13 protein-coding genes are annotated in these 15896 nt (G+C 64.1%); 8 read left to right on the top strand and 5 right to left on the bottom strand.

All coding sequences use genetic code 11. The features are described 5' to 3' along the window. Positions 1–185: 185 nt before the first annotated feature. The 6 genes from D618_RS0101045 to D618_RS0101020 all read left to right on the top strand — a co-directional run bounded on the left by D618_RS0101045 (position 186) and on the right by D618_RS0101020 (position 8323). A complete protein-coding gene (locus D618_RS0101045; RefSeq protein WP_017669628.1) occupies positions 186–1193 on the top strand; it encodes a metalloregulator ArsR/SmtB family transcription factor in 1008 nt (335 codons plus the stop codon). Beyond that, positions 1190–2164, top strand: coding sequence for a methylenetetrahydrofolate reductase (metF, locus tag D618_RS0101040; protein ID WP_017669627.1), 975 nt, complete (start codon positions 1190–1192; stop codon positions 2162–2164). Before D618_RS0101045 ends, metF begins: the two co-directional genes overlap by 4 nt. Further along, positions 2161–3207 (top strand): homocysteine S-methyltransferase family protein, encoded by a 1047-nt coding sequence (locus D618_RS0101035; protein WP_026091140.1) that lies wholly within the window; start codon positions 2161–2163, stop codon positions 3205–3207. The genes metF and D618_RS0101035 overlap by 4 nt, the downstream gene beginning before the upstream one ends. Positions 3208–3351: 144 nt before the next feature. Next, a complete protein-coding gene (gene metH / locus D618_RS0101030; RefSeq protein WP_017669625.1) occupies positions 3352–5961 on the top strand; it encodes a methionine synthase in 2610 nt (869 codons plus the stop codon). Between the two features lie 80 nt (positions 5962–6041). Continuing rightward, positions 6042–7313 (top strand): cation:proton antiporter, encoded by a 1272-nt coding sequence (locus D618_RS0101025; RefSeq protein ID WP_017669624.1) that lies wholly within the window; start codon positions 6042–6044, stop codon positions 7311–7313. Positions 7314–7381: 68 nt separating this feature from the next. Continuing rightward, positions 7382–8323, top strand: coding sequence for a right-handed parallel beta-helix repeat-containing protein (locus tag D618_RS0101020; RefSeq protein WP_017669623.1), 942 nt, complete (start codon positions 7382–7384; stop codon positions 8321–8323). Positions 8324–8327: 4 nt separating this feature from the next. On the opposite strand, the gene D618_RS17320 is transcribed toward D618_RS0101020, so the two are convergent. After that, positions 8328–9389, bottom strand: a complete 1062-nt coding sequence (locus tag D618_RS17320) for a CNNM domain-containing protein (RefSeq protein WP_017669622.1) — start codon at positions 9387–9389, stop codon at positions 8328–8330. A 147-nt stretch (positions 9390–9536) separates the two neighbouring features. Here D618_RS17320 and D618_RS0101010 point away from each other — a divergent pair, with 147 nt between their 5' ends. Next, on the top strand, positions 9537–11618 hold the full coding sequence (locus tag D618_RS0101010) for a protein-disulfide reductase DsbD domain-containing protein (RefSeq protein ID WP_026091139.1): 2082 nt from the start codon (positions 9537–9539) through the stop codon (positions 11616–11618). A gap of 6 nt (positions 11619–11624) precedes the next feature. On the opposite strand, the gene D618_RS0101005 is transcribed toward D618_RS0101010, so the two are convergent. From D618_RS0101005 to uvrB, 4 genes are all read right to left on the bottom strand, one after another. Beyond that, positions 11625–12029 carry a hypothetical protein gene (locus D618_RS0101005; RefSeq protein ID WP_152414462.1) on the bottom strand — a complete coding sequence of 135 codons (405 nt, stop codon included), beginning with the start codon at positions 12027–12029 and terminating at the stop codon, positions 11625–11627. A 99-nt stretch (positions 12030–12128) separates the two neighbouring features. Then, a complete protein-coding gene (locus D618_RS0101000; protein ID WP_040369983.1) occupies positions 12129–12452 on the bottom strand; it encodes a HigA family addiction module antitoxin in 324 nt (107 codons plus the stop codon). Further along, entirely contained in the window at positions 12418–12705 is a 288-nt protein-coding gene (locus D618_RS0100995) for a type II toxin-antitoxin system RelE/ParE family toxin (RefSeq protein ID WP_017669618.1), read from the bottom strand. The genes D618_RS0101000 and D618_RS0100995 overlap by 35 nt, the downstream gene beginning before the upstream one ends. A 190-nt stretch (positions 12706–12895) precedes the next feature. Next, on the bottom strand, positions 12896–15076 hold the full coding sequence (uvrB, locus tag D618_RS0100990) for an excinuclease ABC subunit UvrB (protein ID WP_017669617.1): 2181 nt from the start codon (positions 15074–15076) through the stop codon (positions 12896–12898). 134 nt (positions 15077–15210) lie between these two features. Between uvrB and D618_RS0100985 the strand changes: the two genes are divergently transcribed. Beyond that, positions 15211–15774 (top strand): DUF3617 domain-containing protein, encoded by a 564-nt coding sequence (locus D618_RS0100985; RefSeq protein ID WP_017669616.1) that lies wholly within the window; start codon positions 15211–15213, stop codon positions 15772–15774. The last annotated feature ends 122 nt before the right edge of the window (positions 15775–15896 follow it).

Genomic DNA, 15896 nt, shown 5'->3' with positions numbered 1-15896 from the left:
CTTCAGCCAAGCCCCCACTGTCGGACGGCGGCATCTAGCGCCCAATTTTTGGCTTTGCAATCACTTTGGTTGGGATAAGCCCAAATCGGTGACACGCCTTTACGTCCAGTGGGTCTCGAACCCACCTCAAACCCGCCTCACATGCGGGATTGACCGCATATAAAGAATTCTTTATATGCGGGTTCATGGATATGGCACTGCTCTTCAAGGCCCTGGCGGACGACAGCCGTTTGCGCATCATGCTGCTGCTGCAGCTGATGGAGCTGTCCGTTGGCGAGCTTGCCGCCGTGCTGGATCAAAGCCAGCCGCGGGTCTCGCGCCATGTGCGCATTCTGGCCGAGGCCGGCCTGACAGAACGTCACAAGGAAGGCAGCTGGGTTTTCTTGCGCCCGGCCCTGCCGCGGCGCGACCACAACGCGGCCCGGCTGCTAGACGCCTTGCTGCGCAGCGAAGAGGCCGTTGGCCCGGCACTGGCGGCGCAGCACGCCAACGACCGGCGCCAACTGGGCGCGATTCGCGCGATCCGCGATCAGCGCGCGGCGGATTTCTTTGCGCAGCATGCGGACCAATGGGACGCAATCCGCTCTCTCTACCTGCCCGAAGCCGAAGTCGAAGCCGCGCTGACAGCCGTGATCGGTGAACAGCCCCTGGGCCGTCTGCTCGATATCGGTACCGGCACCGGGCGGATGATCGAGCTGTTCGGCCCGGCCGCCGATCACTGCACCGCGCTCGACCGCAGCCCTGAAATGCTGCGTCTGGCGCGCACCAAGCTGCAGCACCTTGCCACCGGTCAGGTCGATCTGATCCAGGCAGATTTCTATGCGCTTCCGCTGCGCGATGCCGGGTTCGATACCATCCTGCTGCACCAGGTGCTGCACTATGCCCAGAACCCGCAGGGCGTGATCGATGAAGCCGGCCGTGTCGCTGCACCCGGGGCGCGGATCGCGATCATCGATTTTGCCGCGCATGCGCTGGAGGAACTGCGCGAGCGTGATGCCCATGCGCGCCTCGGCTTTGGCGACGATCAGATCGCTGCCATGCTGGCCCATGCCGGATTTGCGCTGGCTGACACCCGCAGCCTTTCCGGCGGAACGCTGACCGTGAAGATCTGGCTGGGCCAGTATCACGACGAGCCCGCCCGCATTCGCCCTGCCAACCGTGATTCAGAAACGCCCAGAAAGGCTGCCGCATGACCCTGTCGCTCAAACAACTGGCCGAGGCACGCGAGGCGCTGGGCACGCCCCTGTTCGCTGGACTGGCAGGCGATGTCGAGGTCAGCTTCGAGTTCTTCCCGCCCAAGACGGCGAAGATGGAAGAAACCCTGTGGGACACGCTGACCACGCTGGCGCCGCTTGGCCCCAAGTTCGTCTCCGTCACTTATGGCGCGGGCGGATCGACGCGCGAGCGGACGCATACCACGGTTGCGCGGATCACGGCGGAGACCGCGATTCCGGCTGCTGCACACCTCACCTGCGTCGATGCGACCCGCGACGAGATCGACGAAATCGCCCGGAACTACTGGAATGCAGGCGTCCGCCACATCGTCGCGCTGCGCGGCGATCCGCCGCGCGCGGGTGAGAAGTTCGCGCCCCATCCCGGCGGCTATGCCAATGCCGCCGAACTGGTCACCGGCCTCAAGCAGGTCGCGCCGTTCGAGATTTCGGTCGCCGCCTATCCTGAAACCCATCCCGATGCCGATTGCGCGCAAAGCGACATCGACAACCTCAAGCGCAAGATCGATGCGGGCGCGGACCAGGCAATCAGCCAGTTCTTCTTTTCGCCCGAAGCCTTTTTCCGCTTCCGCGATGCCTATACCAAGGCGGGGATCACCCAGCCGATCCTGCCGGGCATCCTGCCGGTGAGCAATGTCGCCACCACGCGCAAGATCGCGGGCATGTGCGGCACCGAGATCCCGCAGTGGATGAACGACCTGTTCGATGGACTGGACGACCACCCGACCACGCGCCAGCTGGTCGCCGCCACCGTGGCTGCCGAGATGTGCCGCCGGCTGTACTCGGGCGGCGTGCGCCACTTCCATTTCTACACCCTCAATCGCGCCGAGCTGAGCTTTGCGATCTGCCATCTGCTGGGCCTGCGCGCTTCGCCATCGGCAACCGCAGCGCCGGTGCTTCAGGAGCCAGTTCTTAAGGAGAATGCCGCGTGACTCCAGCCGAACACCTCAGGTCGATTGCCGCGACGCGCATCATGATGCTCGACGGCGGCTATGGCACCGCGATCCAGGCAGCCAGGCTGACCGAGGATGATTTCCGGGGCAGCCTGGAATTCACCCACGACCAGAAGGGCAACAACGACATTCTCGCGCTGACCTGCCCGTCCGTCATCGCGGGCATCCACCGCGCCTATCTGGATTCCGGCTCGGACATTATCGAGACCAACACGTTCAGCGCCAACCGCATCAGCCAGGCCGATTATGGCGCGGAGCATCTGGTGCGCGAGATCAACATCGAATCCGCCCGAGTCGCGCGCGCGGAAGCCAATGCGGCGCATGCCCGCGATGGCAAGCACCGCTTTGTCGCTGGCGCGATCGGCCCGACCAACAAGACGCTATCGCTCTCGCCCGACGTCAACGACCCGGGCTTTCGCGAGGTCGATTTCGACACGATGCGCGATGTCTATCGTGAACAGTGCGATGCCCTGGTCGAAGGCGGGGTGGACTTCATCCTGATCGAGACGATCTTCGATACGCTCAATGCCAAGGCCGCCGCGATGGCCGCACGCGATGCGGCGGACGCTGCCGGGCGCGAGGTGCCGATCATGATCTCGATGACCATCACCGACATGGCCGGACGCAACCTGTCCGGCCATACGGTCGAGGCGTTCTGGCATGCGGTGCGGCACATCAAGCCGCTGACCATCGGGCTCAACTGCTCGTTCGGCGCCGACCTGCTGCGCCCGCATCTGGCCGCGCTCGCGCGCCAGGCCGATACGCTGATCATGGCCTATCCCAATGCCGGCCTGCCCAATGATCTTGGCCAGTATGACGAGCTGCCCGAACAGACGGCGGAGCTGATCAAGGTCTGGCTCAAGGACGGGCTGATCAACATCGTCGGCGGCTGCTGCGGCACCACGCCCGCGCATATCGGCGCGATTGCCCGCGCCGTCGCCGGTGCCGCGCCGCGCGCGATCCCCAGCCCGCCGGTGCAAACCCGGCTGGCCGGGCTAGAGCCGTTCACGATGGCGGCTTGATCTGCACGTCTCCCCTCCCGCCTGCGGGAGGGGCAGGCCGCGCCGCAGGCGTGGCCGGGGTGGGCCTGAAACCACCCAACGCTTTGTAGCCGCGCCCACCCCCTGCCCCCTTCCGCAAGCGGGAGGGGAGAGAATTGAGAAAACATGACCCAGTCCTCCACTCCCTCGACGGCCCAGTTCGTCAATATCGGCGAGCGCACCAACGTTACCGGATCGGCCAAGTTCAAGAAGCTGATCATGGAAGACCGCTATGAGGAGGCGGTGGATGTCGCGCGCCAGCAAGTCGAGAACGGCGCACAGATCATCGACATCAACATGGACGAGGGGCTGCTCGACGCGCACGCCGCGATGACGCGCTACCTGAAGCTGATCGCCGCCGAGCCCGATATCGCACGGGTCCCGTTCATGATCGATTCGTCGAAATGGTCGGTGATCGAGGCGGGGCTCAAGTGCGTTTCGGGCAAGCCGATCGTCAACTCGATCAGCATGAAGGAAGGCGAGGCCGAATTCCTCAAGCATGCGCGGATCTGCATGGACTATGGCGCCGCCGTGGTGGTGATGGCGTTCGACGAGGTCGGCCAGGCCGACACCAAGGAGCGCAAGGTCGAGATCTGCGAGCGCGCCTACAAATTGCTCACCGGCATCGGTTTTCCGCCCGAAGACATCATCTTCGACCCCAATATCTTTGCGGTCGCGACCGGCATCGACGAGCATCGGCGCTATGCCATCGATTTCATCGAGGCGAGCACCGAAATCAAGATGCGCTGCCCGCACGTGCATATCTCGGGCGGCGTCTCCAACCTGTCGTTCAGCTTCCGCGGCAACGAACCGGTCCGCCGCGCGATGCACAGCGTGTTCCTCTACCACGCCATCAAGGCGGGCATGGACATGGGCATCGTCAACGCAGGGCAGCTCGATATCTATGACGACATCAATCCCGAACTGCGCGAAGCGTGCGAGGACGTCATCTGGGATCGCCGCGAGGATTCGACCGAACGGCTGATCACATTGGCGGAGTCGTTTCGCGGCAAGGACGAACGCGCCGAGAAGCAGGCAGCGGAATGGCGCGGCTGGCCGGTGGTCAAGCGGCTCGAATATGCGCTGGTCAAGGGCATCGATGCACATATCGTCGAGGATACCGAAGAAGCGCGGCTCGAAGCCACTCGCCCGATCGAGGTCATCGAAGGCCCGCTGATGGACGGCATGAACGTGGTCGGCGACCTGTTCGGCGAGGGCAAGATGTTCCTGCCGCAGGTGGTGAAGTCCGCGCGCGTGATGAAAAAGGCCGTCGCACACCTGTTCCCCTATATCGAGGCGGAAAAGGACCCCAATGCCAAAGGCAAGGGCCGGATCATCATGGCGACGGTGAAGGGCGACGTGCACGACATCGGCAAGAACATCGTCGGCGTGGTGCTGCAGTGCAATGGCTATGAGGTCGTCGACCTGGGCGTCATGGTGCCGTGGCACGACATCCTCAAGGCAGCAAACGACAACAGGGCCGATATCATCGGTCTGTCGGGTCTGATCACCCCCTCATTGGACGAGATGGTCACCGTCGCCGAGGAAATGCAGAAGGCGGGCATGACCATGCCGCTGATGATCGGCGGCGCGACCACCTCCAAGGTGCACACTGCGCTCAGGATCGCACCGGCGTACGAAGGCCCGGTGATCCACGTGCTCGATGCCAGCCGCGCCGTCGGCGTGGCCTCGAACCTCGTCAGCCAGACCAACCGCGATCCCTTCGTGCTCAAGGTCGCGGAAGAGTACGAGGCGGTGCGCCTTGCCCGCGCCAACAAGGGCCAGAACGATCTCGCCCCGCTCGACATTGCGCGCGCCAACGCCTTTGTCGCTGACATGGGCCAGAAGCCGCCCGCGCCAGTGCAGCCGGGCCTGCACGTGTTCGAGGACTGGGATCTGGCCGATCTGCGCGAATGCATCGACTGGACGCCGTTCTTCCGCGCGTGGGAGCTGGCGGGCAACTATCCTGCGATCCTCACCGACGAAGTGGTCGGTGAAAGCGCGACCTCGCTGTTCGCCGACGCCAACGCGATGCTCGACCAGATCATCGCGGAAAAATGGCTGACCGCCAGGGGCGTTGCGGGCCTGTGGCCGTGCCGGCGCGATGGCGACGACGTGCTGATCGACACCGGCGGCGAGGAAATCCGCATGCCCTTCCTGCGCCAGCAGATCGCCAAGCGCGAAGGCCGGGCGAACATGTGCCTGGCCGATTTCATCGATCCGGCAGGCGACTGGATCGGCGGCTTTGCCGTCACCGCAGGGCACGGTATCGAGGAGCATCTCGCTCGGTTCCAGGCGAACCACGACGACTATAACGACATCCTGCTCAAGGCGCTGGCCGACCGCCTTGCCGAAGCCTTTGCCGAGCGGCTGCACCAGCATGTCCGCACCACCTTGTGGGGCTATGCCGCAGGCGAGCAGCTGACCAACGAGGCGCTGATCAAGGAGCAGTATCGCGGCATCCGCCCGGCGCCGGGCTATCCCGCCTGCCCCGATCACAGCGCCAAGCCTGCGCTGTTCGAAATGCTGAAGGCCACCGATGCCACCGGCATCACGCTGACCGAAAGCTTTGCGATGTTGCCCACCGCAGCGGTCAGCGGCTTTTACTTCGGCCACCCGGATTCGGCCTATTTCGGCGTTGCCCGCATCGGCGAGGATCAGCTGGCCGATTATGCTCAGCGGCGCGGGGTCGACATCGATACCGCACGACGCTGGCTGCGCCCCAATCTGGACTGACCGCCAGCGATTGACTCTGCGCACCTAAACCGCAACATCCCGCGCGGACTGGCACAGGGTCAGTCGGGGGCCAAGAGCGCGTGACACCATCGGAACTCAGCGCGTATTTTTTCGTGCAGCTGGCGCTGATCATCGCCACCTGCCGCGTGGTCGGCTATGCGGTGCGCCGCTGGCTGGGCCAGCCGCAGGTGGTCGGCGAGATGATCGCGGGCGTCGTGCTCGGCCCCTCGCTGTTCGGCTATGTCCTGCCCGATGTGCAGGCTGCGCTGTTCCCCGCAGAGACCAAGAACGTGCTGTTCGTCTGCGCCCAGATGGGCGTTGGGCTGTACATGTTCCTGGTCGGGCTCGGCTTTCGGTCGGATCATTTCCGCTCGCAGATGGGCAGCGCTGCGGCGGTATCGTTCACCGGCATGGCCGCGCCCTTTCTCGTCGCGGTGTTCCTTGCACCCATGTTGCAGCGCGTGCCCGGCCTGTTCGCATCGGACGTCAACCAGTACCAGGCGACGCTGTTCCTGGGCGCGTGCATCGCCATCACTGCCTTTCCGATGCTGGCGCGCATCATCCACGAACGCGGGCTGACCGACACCAAATTGGGCAGCCTGACGCTGTCAGCCGGCGCGATCGACGATGCCGCCGCGTGGACGGTGCTGGCGATCGTGCTGGCGAGTTTCGGCGATGGGCCATTGGTTGCGGTCAAGGCGATCGTCGGTGGCGCAGCCTTTGCCGGCTTCATGCTCATTTTCGGGCGGCGGCTGCTCGCTCCGCTGGGGCGCATCGCCGAGCGCGAAGGCAAGGTAACGCACAGCATGCTGGCGGCGGTGCTGGTGCTGTTCATGCTGTGCGCCTTTGCGATGGACTATATCGGCATCCACGCGGTGTTCGGCGGTTTCGTGCTGGGCATCTGCATGCCGCGCGGGTTGCTGGCGAGTGATGTCCAGCGTCAGCTGGAGCCGGTGATCATGGTTCTGCTGATCCCGATGTTCTTCGCCTATTCGGGGCTCAACACCCAGCTGACCGTGGTCAACAATGCCGAGCTGCTGGCGATTGCGTTGGGCATCCTGGCCGCCTCGATCCTCGCCAAGGGGGTCGCCTGTTATGTCGCGGCGCGGCTGACGGGTCAGGATGTCTCGACCTCGCTCGCCATCGGCGCATTGATGAACGCACGCGGGCTGATGGAGCTGATCATCATCAACATCGGCCTGCAGCGCGGCATCATCGGCCCGGCGCTGTTTTCGATGCTGGTCATCATGGCGATTGCCACGACCTTCATGGCCTCGCCGCTGTTCGATCTGGTCTATGGCCGCAAGCACCGTTCCACACCATTAACTGACGACCCCGCGCCCGTCCCTTGACGGGACGACGGTGCTGTTAACCCTCTAAGCCCGCGTCCTTTTTCGTCTGCTGTGCTAGGCTGCGCGGCATGACAGTCCTTCGCATCGTCCTTTTCGCCGCGCTGCTGGCCAGCATCGCCGTTCCGCTCGCCGCGCAGCAGGAGCGCCCCCGGCCCTATCGGATTGCCGAGACCGGCAAGACCTATGGCTCGCTGTCCGATGCGGTCGGCAAGATCGGCGGCGGCACGGGCACGATCGAGGTACAGCCCGGCATCTGGCGCGACTGCGTGGTGCAGGAGGCAGGCAATATCACTTATCGCGCGGTCACGCCGGGCACCGCGATCTTCGATGGCGGCGTGTGCGAGGGCAAGGCGACACTCGTCCTGCGCGGCCGCAGCGCGCGCGTCGAGGGCCTGATCTTCCAGAACATTGCCGTGCCCGACGAGAATGGCGCAGGCATCCGGCTGGAGCGCGGTGACCTGGCTGTCGTCAACAGCCTGTTCCGCGACAGTCAACAGGGCATCCTCACCGGCATCGATACCAGCAGCCGGATCGTCATCGACAAGAGCAGCTTTTCCGGCCTCGGCCTGTGCGCATCGGATTGCGCGCACTCGATCTATATCGGCGATTATGGCTCGCTCACGGTCACTCGCTCGCGCTTCGAGCGGGGCCAGGGCGGCCATTACGTCAAGAGCCGCGCTGCGCGCGTCGCGATCACCGACTCGAGCTTTGACGACAGCAACGGCAATGGCAGCAATTACATGATCGATCTGCCCGGCGGAGCCAGCGGCGAGATCACCCGCAACATCTTCGTGCAGGGGCAGAACAAGGAAAACTGGTCCGCGTTCATTGCGGTCGCCGCCGAGGGGCGCAGCTATCCGTCCACGGGTCTGCAGATCTTCGACAACAGCGCCGCACTCGCGCCCGGTGTATCGCGCAATACCTGGTTCATCGCCAACTGGAGCCGCGATGCCATTCCGCTGGGCGAGAACCGGCTGGGGGCGGGCCTGAGCCCCTATCAGCAGCGCTGACGGATCAGTTTGCGGCGGTTTCGATGCCGATGCGCTTGGCCCGCGCCTTCCACATATCCCGGGCATAGGCCTGCATGTCGGGAATCTTGTCGACCTCGTCGATGATCTCGAGACCGAAGATGGTCTCGACGACGTCCTCGAGCGTGACGATGCCCTGCGCCGAGCCATATTCATCGACCACCAGCATGATATGGTGGTTTTCCTCGATGAACCGCTGGAACAGGCGATCGACCGGAACGGTGCCAAGGGTGCTGGTCAGTGGCCGGATGAGAGGCGCCGTGATGGCAGCGTCCTGCGGCCCGGCTTCGATGATGTCCATCAGCACCTCGCCCTTGAGCACGAAGCCGATGATATCGGCAGGATCTGCGTCGAAAATCGGAATCCGGGTGAAAGGCTTGTCGCGCACGTTGCCAACAAAATCGGCAAGAGGCGTCGTCCGGGGCAGCGCGAAGACCACAGGGCGCGGGGTCATGATATCCCAGGTCTTCACCTCGCCCAGCTGCAGCAGGTTGTGCAGCACTTCGCTTTCCTGCCGGTGCAACTGGCCTGAATCCTTGCCCATGCGGGCCACGGCCATCAACTCCTCGCGGTGGCGCGGTGCGTGGGCGCTCTGGCCGAAGGTGATCAGCTTGGTGATCTGCTGCGAGAACCACACCAGGGGCGCGAGCAGCAGGATCATCACCGGCAGCACCCGCCCCACGAACGGTGCGAGCTGCAGCGCGTAGCGCGCGCCGATGGTCTTGGGGATGATTTCGGTCAGGATCAGCACCGCCACGGTCAGGCCGGCGGCGAAAATGGCCTGGGTGGCGTTGCCGAACAGCCGGGCATATTCGGCGCCTGCGCCTGCTGCGCCCATCGTATGGGCAACGGTATTGAGCGTCAGAATCGCCGCCAGCGGGCGGTCTACGTCGCGCTTGAGCACCTCCATGCCCTCTGCCCAGCGCGCGCCGTTGGTCTTGCCGGTCTGGATCGCCGATGGCGTGATCGTCAGCAAAGACGCTTCGAGCAGCGAGCACAGGAACGATATGCCGAGTGCGCAGCCGACATAGATGAACAAAAGGGTCATGGATCTGCCAATGGATGGGGCCAACGAAATGGGGTAGCGGTCGATTTAGAGCGCATACCCTTCAACCACAAGGACGGTTCCCGATCGGACAGAGCGCTGCCCCATTGGCGAAAGCGGTGAAAGCGACTACATCGGCGGCCGATGACGATGCGCCTCTTGAGAACCCTGCTGGCGGCGACGCTGACCCTGCTGTCGCTTTTCGCGTCGGCATCGCTGACGGCTCAACCGCTGCAGCGCGGGCCCAATAACATCGCAGCGTCGCTGGTGGCCGAACGCGCCGAACCCGCGCCGGGCAGCACGATCGATCTGGCCTTTGCGATGACCCCCAAATCGGGCTGGCACGGCTATTGGGAAAATCCCGGCGATGCGGGGCTTGGCATGACGCTGACCTGGGACCTGCCCAAAGGCGTGGGCGTGGGCGAGCTTCGCTATCCGGTGCCGCAGACGCTGATCATCGCCGGGCTGATGAACCATGTCTATGAGGGGCCCTATGCGCCTCTGGTGGCGCTGAAGCTCGACTCCGGCCTTGCCCCGGGCACGCGCCTGCCGATATCGGTCAAGGCCGACTGGCTGGCGTGCACCGACGAGATCTGCGTGCCTGAAAGCGCGACGCTGACCACCAGCCTGACCGTGGGCAATGGCACAGCCGATGCTGCGACCGCCGCACGGTTCGACAGCTGGCGGCAGCGTTTGCCCGCGCCTCTGGGATCGCAGGCGACCTTTGCGGTGGATGGCCAGACGCTGCGCATCGCCATCCCCTTTCCAGCGGCAGGCGCGATCGATGCGCCGCATTTCTTCGCGCGCACCGACCAGGCCCTGCGTTACGCCACGCCGCAGGCATTCTACCGTGATGGCGACCGGCTGATCGTCGAGACTGAGGCCAGCGGCGCGGCCCTGCAAGAGATTGGCGGCGTGCTGCGCATCGGCGAGCATCTTGGGCTCGATCTGGTGGCAAATCCCGGCAAAGTGGCTCCGGGCGGCACGCGCATCGAGACCGCAGCGGCGGCAACGCCCGTGGCCGGCAACATGCTAGCGCTGCTGGCCACCGCGCTGGGCGGTGCCCTGCTCGGTGGGTTGCTGCTCAACGTGATGCCGTGCGTCTTCCCGATCCTCAGCCTGAAAGCGATCAGCCTCGCCAAGGCGGGCGGTGACGAACGCGCAGCACGGCGCGACGCGCTCGCCTATACCGCAGGCATCGTCCTGGTGTGCGTTGCACTGGGCGGGCTTCTGCTGGCTTTGCGCGCCGGGGGCGAGCAGGTCGGCTGGGCGTTCCAGCTGCAGGATCCGCGCATCATCCTCGCGCTGCTGCTGCTGGTCACGGCGATATCGTTCAACCTCGCAGGCCTGTTCGAGTTCGGCAGCATCTCCGCAGGCTCCAGCCTCACCGCAAAAGGCGGCGCAGCGGGATCTTTCTGGACGGGCGCGCTTGCAGCGTTCGTCGCAACGCCCTGCACCGCACCGTTCATGGCCGCCGCGATGGGCAGCGCGCTGATCCTGCCGGTGCCTGCCGCCTTGCTGGTGTTTGCAGGCCTGGGCCTGGGGCTCGCGCTGCCGTTCCTGGCGATCGGCTTCGTGCCCGCCCTGCGCCGGATGCTGCCCCGCCCCGGTGCCTGGATGGCGACCTTCCGCCGGATCATGGCGGTGCCGATGTTCCTCACCGCGCTCGCCTTGATATGGCTGCTGGGACAGCAGACCGGTAACAATGGCGTGCTGTGGGGACTGGCTGCAGCCATGGCGCTCGCGATGCTGCTGTGGTGGCTCGGCGCACGACAGGCGGGCGGCAAGAGCGGCTGGCTTCCGATCGTGCCTGCGCTTGCCAGCGCGGCTGCGGCGATCGTTCTGCTGCCGATGGATGCAGGCGGCGGGTCATCGGCGCAGGCAACGGCCGAGGCCACGCTGCCGACACAGGCCTTTAGCGAGGCAAGGCTGGCCGAACTGCGCGCGGCCAACACCTCGGTGTTTGCCTATTTCACCGCCGACTGGTGCATCACCTGCAAGGCCAACGAGGCCGCCGCGATCCAGCGCGAAGCCACCGCCGCCGCGTTCAAGAGGGCGGGCGTGGTCGTGCTGGAGGGCGACTGGACGCGGCGCGATGCCGAAATCAGCCGCTATCTCGAAGCGCAGGGCCGGTCGGGCGTGCCGCTGTATGTCTGGTACAAGCCGGGCAGCGCGCCGGTGATCCTGCCACAGGTGCTCACCGTCGACACGCTGACCGCGCTGGTCGGCTAAGGCTGCTTATTCGCCAGCGCGTTCCAGAACGCCGGGCAGATAGCCTTCGCCCAATGTTCCGCAATTGTCGGCCAGCTCTTCGAGATCCTTGGCCATCGCGCTGCTGTCATCGATCATGGCGACGGCAAACAGCTGCGCCTGCTCTTCCAGCTCGGCCTCGGCCTTCGCCGTGTTGCCGCCGGGAGCCAGCAACACCGCGCCGGTCATGAACGCGGTGGCAAGCTCGGTGGCCTCACCGCTGGTCTTCTTGTCATCCTCGGTCACCGCTGCTGCTGCCGAAAAGAACGCCGCGCAGCTCAGCAGCGATGCATAGCCATCCTTGTCGGACAAACCCTGCGCCTGAGCGGGAGAACCAATCACCGCAACGCCAAGCGCGCCGATGGCAAGACGGGAGAAAAACGGCAGGGCCATGCAACGAGTTCCGATCGAGAGGCCCTGATGCGGGCACGAGAAAAACGGCGCGACCCGCTGGATCATACCGTGGCGCTATCGGATAAACTTGGCAAGCGATCAGGCGGCGCGCTGAACGATCCGGTCGAGTTCGGCGCCTTCGTTGCGGAGCACCTCTGCCAGATCCCAATGGTTCTGAAGCTTGAGGAAAAATCCGTCCGACATCCCGAAATACCGGGCAAGCCGCAGATCGATACGGGCATCCACGTCCTTGCGGCGGTCCATGATCGCGATGATCTCATCAGCGGCAATGCCGGCACCCGCCGCGACATCTTCAACCGGGATCTCGCTGCCGATCAGAAAATCTTCACGCAGGATGTCACCAACATGGACATTATCCAGCCGCTCCTCATCCTCGGTGATAGTCCTCGATCCGGACATCATGCGCGCCTCCGTCAGACCAGTTGAATGTCAACCGCCACTGGTCGTTGATCCGCACACTATATCGCAAGGGTTGATAACCTTTCAACTGCTCAAACCTGTTGCCGCGCGGGAGCCGCAATTCCTGCAGTTGCTCAATGGAGTCGAGCTGTAGCAGTTTGCGCAGGGCGGTTGCCTGAATATCCGGCGGCAGCTTCCGGCTAGGGCGGCGGTTCCAGATCTTCTCCGTTTCACTATCGGCAAACGAGCGGATCATGCTGGCCTCCTTGTAAAGCCAACATCATCTCCAAACGTTGGAAGTGGCTGGTACAGTTTGGCTGGCTTGACCATGAAGACCTCGTTGGATTGAACCCAACACTTCTAATAGGCCGAAAGCAGTCGCGGTCCAGAACCTAATCCCGACGGTGACCTAAGCTAGTCCAAAACAGATAGACCAGCATGAAGATTCAAAACTTCCGCTGCGTCTTCCCGTACCGCATCTTCCTAGTCCCCGGCTTGCCCTCGGTCGCCCGACCCTTGGGCGACGCGACGCGTTGCTCGTGCGGCAGACCCAGCTCTTCCGCCTCCAGCTTGCGGATTTCATCGCGCAGCCTGCCGGCTTCCTCGAACTCGAGATCGGCCGCCGCAGCGCGCATCTTCTTTTCAAGCTCCTCGATATAGCCGCGCAGATTGTGGCCGACCATGTGTGGGCGGTTCTCGTCGCCGGTGTCGACCAGCACGCTGTCCTTGCTGGCCACATGCGCGATGATGTCGCCGATGTTGCGCTTGATTGTCGTCGGCGTGATGCCGTGTTCGGTATTATATGCGACCTGCTTTTCGCGCCTGCGATCGGTCTCGTTGAGCGCGCGCTCCATGCTGCCGGTGATCCGGTCGGCATAGAGGATGACGCGGCCCTCGACGTTGCGCGCGGCGCGGCCGATGGTCTGGATCAGCGAGGTTTCGCTGCGCAGGAACCCTTCCTTGTCGGCATCGAGGATCGCGACCAGCCCGCATTCGGGAATATCGAGCCCTTCGCGCAGCAGGTTGATGCCGATCAGCACGTCGTACACGCCGAGCCTCAGGTCGCGGATCAGTTCGATACGCTCGAGAGTCTCGACGTCCGAGTGCATGTAGCGGACCTTGATCCCCGCCTCGTGCATGTACTCGGTCAGATCCTCGGCCATGCGCTTGGTCAGCGTGGTGACCAGCGTGCGATAGCCCTGGGCAGCGACCTTCTTGCACTCGTTGATCAGGTCATCGACCTGCTCCTCGACGGGCTTGATCTCGACCGGCGGATCGATGAGCCCGGTGGGGCGGATGACCTGTTCGGTGAACACGCCGCCGGTCTGCTCCATCTCCCAGTTGCCGGGCGTCGCCGAAACGCTGACCGTCTGCGGGCGCATCGCGTCCCATTCGTTGAAGCGCAATGGGCGGTTGTCGATGCAGCTGGGCAGGCGAAAGCCATATTCAGCGAGCGTCAGCTTGCGCCGGTGGTCCCCGCGCGCCATCGCGCCGATCTGCGGCACCGTCTGGTGGCTCTCGTCGAGGAACAGCAGCGAATTTTCGGGCAGATATTCGAACAATGTCGGCGGCGGCTCGCCCGGCAGGCGCCCAGTGAGGAAGCGCGAATAGTTCTCGATCCCTGCGCAGCTGCCGGTGGCGGCGATCATCTCGAGGTCGAAATTGGTGCGCTGCTCGAGCCGTTGGGCTTCGAGCAACCGGCCCTCGATCTCCAGCTCCTTCAGCCGCTCGGTCAGCTCGAAGCGGATCGCGGCGGCCGCCTGCTGCATCGTCGGGCCGGGGGTAACATAGTGCGAATTGGCATAGACGCGCACCCGCTCCAGCCTGTCGCCCGGCCTGCCGGTCAGCGGGTCGAACTCGACGATCGATTCCACCTCGTCACCGAAGAACGAGACCCGCCAGGCGACGTCCTCATAGTGCGAGGGGAACAGTTCGAGCGTATCGCCGCGCACGCGAAAGTTGCCGCGGGTGAAGCTCGCGTCGTTGCGCTTGTACTGCAGCGCGACGAGCTTGCGGATCAGCTCGCGCTGGTCGACGCTTTCGCCCGCCTTGATGTCGAAGATCATCGCCGAATAGGTTTCGACCGAGCCGATGCCGTAGATGCACGACACCGACGCGACGATGATCACGTCGTCGCGTTCGAGCAACGAGCGGGTGGCCGAATGGCGCATCCGGTCGATCGCCTCGTTTACGCTCGATTCCTTCTCGATATACGTGTCCGAGCGCGGCACATAGGCTTCGGGCTGGTAGTAATCGTAATAGCTGACGAAATACTCGACCGCGTTTTCCGGGAAGAAGCTCTTGAACTCGCCGTAAAGCTGGGCTGCGAGGATCTTGTTGGGCGCCAGGATCAGCGCGGGGCGCTGCGTCTGCTCGATCACCTGCGCCATCGTGAAGGTCTTGCCCGATCCGGTGACGCCGAGCAGCACCTGGTCGCGATCGTGCTGGTTGATGCCTTCGACCAGCTCCTTGATCGCGGTCGGCTGGTCGCCCGAGGGAGTATATTCGCTGACCAGCTTGAACGCGCGCCCGCCTTCGGCCTTTTCGGGCCGCTGCGGCTTGTGCGGCACGAACGTGCCATCGGTTTGCGGCTCTTCAAGCCCGCGTCGGATTACCAGTTCTGCCATGCCGCAGGATATGCGGAGGCATGGGGCGCGGTGCAAGGGCGGTGACATGATTGCATTCACGCAGACGCGTCTTTACGGTCCCGGCCCACAAGGACAATGCGGTCGCGCATCCCTGAAATGATCGGAGAACCACAATGAAGATGTTGCAGACTGTATCGATCCTCGCCCTTCCGCTGATCGCCCTGGCCGCGTGCAGCGGCGGCGGCGCGGACAAGGATGGCGACGGCAAGATCAGCAAGGAAGAGGTCGCCGCCGAGGCCGAAGCGATCAAGTTCAGCCCTGGTGAATGGGAGAACAAGGTCGAAATCGTTGACGTGAAGTTCGACGACAGCAAGCTGCCCCCCGAAGCCAAGGGCATGACCGGCGCGATCGTCAAGCAGATGGTCGGCCAGGTGCAGACCACCAAGAACTGCCTGACCGAAGAACAGGCGAAGAAGCCGGGCGCAGACTTCCTCGCCGGCGCCGAGAGTGACGAATGCACCTACAAGAAGTTCGACCTGTCGGGCGGCAAGATCAATGCCGACATCGCCTGCAAGGGCAAGGAAGCCGGGCAGGAAGGCGATATCACGCTCAGCGGCAGCTACACTGCCACCAGCTATGACATGGAAATGGGCATGGTGATGAAATCGCCGCAGACCGGATCGATGACGATCAAGGCCAAGAACAGCGCCAAGCGCATCGGCGAATGCAAGGGCTGATCAGCGGCACATGAGATTGCGGTTCTTTGGGCGCTTGAGCTTATCCCCGTTCTCCGGCGAAAGCCGGAGTCCAGGGCGAGGCCATGCTGCAAACGCTCTGGATTCGGGTTTGCGCCGGAAAG

The organism is Blastomonas sp. AAP53, from assembly GCF_000331245.1.
Classification (GTDB): domain Bacteria; phylum Pseudomonadota; class Alphaproteobacteria; order Sphingomonadales; family Sphingomonadaceae; genus Blastomonas.
Note: the sequence above shows the minus strand (reverse complement) of the source record. Positions and strands in the feature narration are given on the sequence as shown.

Bases quoted from the DNA above. Each gene is read 5' to 3' on its own strand.
- D618_RS0100995 (WP_017669618.1), bottom strand. From the start codon at position 12,705: ATGATCCGCTCGTTTGCCGATAGTGAAACGGAGAAGATCTGGAACCGC.
- D618_RS0100985 (WP_017669616.1), top strand. From the start codon at position 15,211: ATGAAGATGTTGCAGACTGTATCGATCCTCGCCCTTCCGCTGATCGCC.
- metH (WP_017669625.1), top strand. From the start codon at position 3,352: ATGACCCAGTCCTCCACTCCCTCGACGGCCCAGTTCGTCAATATCGGC.
- D618_RS0101000 (WP_040369983.1), bottom strand. From the start codon at position 12,452: ATGATGTCCGGATCGAGGACTATCACCGAGGATGAGGAGCGGCTGGAT.
- D618_RS0101020 (WP_017669623.1), top strand. From the start codon at position 7,382: ATGACAGTCCTTCGCATCGTCCTTTTCGCCGCGCTGCTGGCCAGCATC.
- D618_RS17320 (WP_017669622.1), bottom strand. From the start codon at position 9,389: ATGACCCTTTTGTTCATCTATGTCGGCTGCGCACTCGGCATATCGTTC.
- D618_RS0101010 (WP_026091139.1), top strand. From the start codon at position 9,537: ATGCGCCTCTTGAGAACCCTGCTGGCGGCGACGCTGACCCTGCTGTCG.
- metF (WP_017669627.1), top strand. From the start codon at position 1,190: ATGACCCTGTCGCTCAAACAACTGGCCGAGGCACGCGAGGCGCTGGGC.
- D618_RS0101005 (WP_152414462.1), bottom strand. From the start codon at position 12,029: ATGGCCCTGCCGTTTTTCTCCCGTCTTGCCATCGGCGCGCTTGGCGTT.
- uvrB (WP_017669617.1), bottom strand. From the start codon at position 15,076: ATGGCAGAACTGGTAATCCGACGCGGGCTTGAAGAGCCGCAAACCGAT.
- D618_RS0101045 (WP_017669628.1), top strand. From the start codon at position 186: ATGGATATGGCACTGCTCTTCAAGGCCCTGGCGGACGACAGCCGTTTG.